The organism is Fulvimarina endophytica (genome assembly GCF_003403015.1).
Classification (GTDB): Bacteria; Pseudomonadota; Alphaproteobacteria; order Rhizobiales; family Rhizobiaceae; genus Fulvimarina; species Fulvimarina endophytica.
The window spans coordinates 1-4,847 of the sequence record NZ_QURL01000021.1 but is presented as its reverse complement, the minus strand read 5'-3'; the positions used below and the strand labels follow the sequence as shown (position 1 = coordinate 4,847).

General features: G+C 61.0%; 4 protein-coding genes. 1 reads left to right on the top strand and 3 read right to left on the bottom strand.

Annotation, left to right across the window (positions count from 1 at the left end; genetic code table 11):
* Positions 1–1,457 precede the first annotated feature (1,457 nt).
* Positions 1,458–1,964, bottom strand: coding sequence for a MarR family winged helix-turn-helix transcriptional regulator (locus DYI37_RS19650; RefSeq protein ID WP_116684969.1), 507 nt, complete (start codon positions 1,962–1,964; stop codon positions 1,458–1,460).
* Positions 1,965–2,008: 44 nt separating this feature from the next.
* On the opposite strand from DYI37_RS19650, the gene DYI37_RS19645 reads away from it, so the two are divergent.
* Entirely contained in the window at positions 2,009–3,511 is a 1,503-nt protein-coding gene (locus tag DYI37_RS19645) for an FAD-dependent oxidoreductase (protein ID WP_116684968.1), read from the top strand.
* 150 nt (positions 3,512–3,661) lie between these two features.
* On the opposite strand, the gene DYI37_RS19640 is transcribed toward DYI37_RS19645, so the two are convergent.
* Together DYI37_RS19640 and DYI37_RS19635 are read right to left on the bottom strand one after the other, a co-directional pair.
* Complete coding sequence (locus DYI37_RS19640; RefSeq protein WP_116684967.1) at positions 3,662–4,006, bottom strand: EthD domain-containing protein; 345 nt, start codon at positions 4,004–4,006, stop codon at positions 3,662–3,664.
* A gap of 32 nt (positions 4,007–4,038) precedes the next feature.
* Positions 4,039–4,575: a VOC family protein gene (locus DYI37_RS19635; protein WP_199520225.1), complete on the bottom strand. Its 537-nt coding sequence runs from the start codon at positions 4,573–4,575 to the stop codon at positions 4,039–4,041.
* Positions 4,576–4,847 lie beyond the last annotated feature (272 nt).

Genomic DNA, 4,847 nt, shown 5'->3' with positions numbered 1-4,847 from the left:
GAGTGGACGATCAACGGTCAGAACGATCTGGTCGCGCAGATCTTCGGGCTACAAAAGGTTAACGAAGCCTGAAGATTGCGGGCCAAACGCGGCTTTTGCGACTTGCGCACAAAGTTGCGACAGGCCCTCGCGAAGCAGAGTACCGCGCCTTCATGCTGACGCGGCGAAAAACGGTTGGCGATACAAAACGTGATGATAAAGCCCGAATATTGTCTGTTTGTTGCAGGAAATACCCACTCATCACGAAGGGGATGCCATATGCGGACACGAATTCGCGCTCTGCCCAGCTTTTTATCGAGTATGTTTCAGCGCTTGGCGGCCCAGGCCGTCATATCCGGAACGGTAATGATTGCTCTGCACGCGATGGGCGGGGGGGCCGGGCTTTACGAGTCCATCTTCGGTCCGACCGGACCGACGGCGCCCCACCAATCGCGCATGGCCGCTGTGGAACCTACCGCGCGTCAGATTGTCAATGAGGAGAAATCGCAGCGGCTGGCGATCGCCAACCGGGTTGTCTCAACACTGGCGCGTTCGGGACAAGCGGTGGAAACGCGCAACAGCGAAGACACAACGAGCTTGGCGAAACCACACGCGCAGAAACACCAAGACCTGACGGTCCCCGAGGGGGTCCTCCTGTTTACCGATTGTCGGACGGCGTGCGAATCGCGCGACCCGCTTTTGGTTTCACAAGCCGAGTCGAATCTAAACGAGCCCTCCGCGCCGGGGAATGAGGACGGGTGGCGTATCGCCGCGGCGAACTCGTCTACAGCGTCCGCAGTCGCCGGGCTTAAAAGCACCATAGGTGTGTCACGCTGGCTTCCCGGCGGACGATCTGTGCGCGATGGATGGAATGTCGCGACTGCCGCCTTCGGTCAGACCGTGGACCGGGCGGGCGCCATTGCCGCGGACTTGACGCCCTGGTAGTATTATCGCCGCCCCACATCGCTCGTCGTATTTGCCTATGCTTCACAACCGATGAGCGGCGGTTGCCCCATCACCTTATCGTGGTCGATCAGTCCTTCGTCCCAAAATGAGGATTGTCGGCGTCATCGGCTAACGCTCGTCTAAAGCATCGGACCGAAAAGTGGACACGGTTTTCGGATCATCCGATGCGAAACCAAAAGACCGGAGCATGAGACCCGATTCGAAAATCGGGTCTCATGCTCTAGGGGCACTGCCGGCACCTCGCTATGACGAGCTTTTGGGTAAAACGTCGTCCGGCGACGAAGGGGTCTGGACACTCGTGGCCGACGGGCTGATCGCGACGATGAACACAACCTCGTAGGCCGCCTAATTTTACTTGATATAGGCAAAGGAACCTTTACCAGACTGCGTGGCAGTTCAGTCGTTGGAGTTGACCGTTGGGCGATTAGGCCGCGCCTTGATCGATATGCGAGATGACCGCGACACCTCGATAATCACCGGCGAGCGATCTCAGCCCTAGGCTCTGCCGGATCTTAAAGCCTGCAGCACGAGCTGGATGGCGAACCAGGTTTCTCCTTGATCGCTTCCGCGAATTTCCGCATCAGCCGTATCAGTTCACTTACATCCTGGTCGTCCCAGGAGTGAAAAATCTCAAGGGCGGTTCGCTCGCGCGCCGCATCGACAGCATCGGTCATTGTCTTGCCTTTGGGTGCGATCACGGCCTTGTGGACCCGGCGGTCGCTCTCGCCCTTGCGTCGTTCGACGAGATTGAGACTTTGGAGCTTCGCCACTTGACGGCTCACGGTCGTGTAATCGCGACCGACCGCGTCGGCGAGGTCACCCACGCCGATCGGTCCGCGCCGCTCAATCAGGACAAGCAGCGGAAACAGCGCACGGTCGAGCGCGATGCCGGCCTCTTGCATCATGGCTTCGTCGCGCTGCGGCTCGTTAACAACGCTGACGATATCGATGAGCACCTCGTGCAAATCGCGGACCCACGCTCCAATATGTGTATTATGCACTTTATTTCTTGACGACATACATGACCTCCTATTATGTGCATTATACACAAACTGAGGTTCACATGGATACGAACTCTACCTTTGACGTGCTCATCTGCGGTGCGGGCGCAGCCGGGCTGACACTCGCCATCGACCTCGCCCGCCAAGGAATCACATTTCGGCTGATCGAAAAGCGTGCCGAACCGTTTCACGGATCGCGCGGAAAGGGCATTCAGCCGCGTACGCTGGAAGTGTTCGAGGATCTGGGCATCCTCGACCGGATCAGAGCGGCCGGAGGATCCTACCCCAAACAGCGGCAATACCATAAGAACGGCCGCTTCACGGACAAGGACGTGATGGAGGTCCGTCCGGCAACCACAGCCGAACCCTTCCGTCAGGCTCTGATGGTGCCCCAGTTCCTGACCGAGCGCGTCATGCGCGAACGGCTGATGGAACTTGGCCACCAGCCGGAATTCAGCCGTGAATTGATAGGCTTTGCCCAAGATAGCCGAGGCGTTACCGCGCGCATCGCCGGTCAAGACGGCGAAGAGGTCGTCCGCCTTCGCTGGCTCGTCGGCGCGGATGGCGGGCGAAGCTTCGTGCGGTCCGCCCTCCAAATCGGGTTCCCCGGCGCGACGCTCGGCGTGCGCGCGATCGTCGCGGACGTGACCCTGACCGGCTTGTCGCGCAAGGTCTGGCATCGCTTCGGCCAAGGGGACTTAGAGAAGCAGATCTTTGTTTGCCCTCTGGCAGGCACCGATCTTTTTCAGCTTCAGGGTCCGATCCCGCTGGAAGGCGACGTCGATCTGTCACCAGAGGGGCTGACGGCCATGTTGGCCGAAAGGACGGGGCGCGACGACCTCACCGTCCAGGACGTCTCCTGGGCGTCCGCCTTTCACATGAACGCAAGGCTCGCCGACCGTTATCGGATCGGCCACGCTTTCCTAATCGGAGATGCCGCCCACACTCACCCGCCGACGGGTGGCCAAGGCCTCAATACCAGCGTGCAGGACGCCTACAATCTCGGCTGGAAGTTGGGCGCCGTCGCGCGCGGCGCGCCCGTCGCACTTCTCGACAGCTTCGAAGAGGAACGGCGCCCGGTTGCGCAGGCTATGCTAGGTCTTTCGACCGGCCATCTGGAGGCAATGAAGCGGGGCGAGATGCGGCGCGGCGACGATGTTCACCAACTCGATATCAGCTATCCTGGAAGCTCGCTCGCGATGGAGGCACCGGAGCGGAACGGCCTTCCTACCGCCGGAGATCGTGCGCCCGACGCCCATGTGCGAGGAGCAGCAGGGCAACCCCATCGCCTGTTCGATCTGTTCGCCGGGCCCCACTGGACGCTCCTTGCCGCAAGCGAAGCCGGCGTTTGCGCACGGCAGCGACTTCGCATCCACGCCTTTGGCCGAACAGGTGACCTCGTCGACGATAAAGGCGAGTTTCACAGAGCCTACGGCCTTACTTCCGGCGACCGGGTGCTGGTGCGCCCCGATGGCTATGTCGGGGCGGTCGTTGCGGCGGACGAGACCGCCCGCCTTGAGGACTATCTCGCGCGTGTCGGACTCGAGCGGGGTCACACGGCATGAGACTACGTCTTTGGAGGACCGCAGCACCTTCGCCATCATTGCCCAGTTCGGCCTCGCCCGTTTAGGCGACAAACACTTCGGCTGGCATCCAGATGAAGCAGAGTGGCGCGCCGGCTAGTGTTTGCCTAACCGCAGCGGGATCCCGCTGTGTCAGCCGATGATGTCCGTCTGCTCGCCAACGAGGATCAAGGTGTTTTCGTGGTCGAGAAAGGTCTTCTCGTCAGGGAAAACCTTGGACGTATAGGTCTTTGAGTTGAGAACCGCCTTCATCCCATCCGGTCCGTCGAACCAGATCTCGGCCGTTCCGTCATAGTCGGCTTGGGGCACGGTGCTTTCGGGCGGTTCGACCGGATGGGTCTGGATATAACGCTTGACGTGGGTTGCCGCTTCCGGGATCGAGCGAAACAACGGCCCGTGATCTTCGACATGGTGGCGCACGAATTCCTCGCGGCTGATGTCGGGGTGGCGTTTCAGGAACATGGTCATCTTGATCATGGCTGACTCCTTCGGATGTCGGGTGATTGAGGTTACGGACGCGGTGTCCAGCGGATCGCCGCCGCGTCGTCCGTATAGTCGATACCGCCGGGATAGGTGATGAGTTCGATCAGCATGCCCCAGGGCGAGCGGCCATAGATGCCGGCATTGCCCGGCCGGTCCTCGACGCCTGCGAGCGGATGAGGCCCCTTCAGGAGTTCGCCGCCTGCCGCCTTGATGGCCGCGGAGGCCTCGTCGATGTCGTCGACATAAAGGCCGATGTGGGTGAGGCCGAAGTCCTGGAGCCGGACCGCGTCGCGCTGTTCACCGTCCGCCATCTGGAAAAGTTCGAGCGAGGCGCCGTCGCCGATGCGCAGAAGCCGCATGTGGACGATGCGGGTCCCCGATGTGCGGCCGAGTTCGGCTTCCGGTCCCTCGCCCGCCTGGTCAGGGCCGTCCTTTGGTAGAACGGCGTAGACGATGACCGCGCCGAACGCAGATTCCAAGAAGCGCGTCGCTTCTTCAATATCGGGCACGGTCACGCCCGCATGGTCGATGGCACGAATGCCCGGCGCTGCGGTGCGGTCCACGGCGAGCGGCGAGCGGCGAGAGGACGCTCACGGCGGCTTCCCCAGCCGTTGCAATCTCAGTCAGTGCGGCGTTGAACTGCCGGGTATGCGGCTCGTTCAGATGAGCTTCAAAGGCGACGTTGTCCCGATATTCCTCGATCATGACGGGCCTGTCGCAACTTTGTGCGCAAGTCGCAAAAGCCGCGTTTGGCCCGCAATCTTCAGGCTTCGTTAACCTTTTGTAGCCCGAAGATCTGCGCGACCAGATCGTTCTGACCGTTGATCGTCCACTC

Coding starts and splice junctions, on each gene's coding strand:
- DYI37_RS19640 (WP_116684967.1), bottom strand. CDS start 4,006: ATGATCAAGATGACCATGTTCCTGAAACGCCACCCCGACATCAGCCGC.
- DYI37_RS19645 (WP_116684968.1), top strand. CDS start 2,009: ATGGATACGAACTCTACCTTTGACGTGCTCATCTGCGGTGCGGGCGCA.
- DYI37_RS19650 (WP_116684969.1), bottom strand. CDS start 1,964: ATGTCGTCAAGAAATAAAGTGCATAATACACATATTGGAGCGTGGGTC.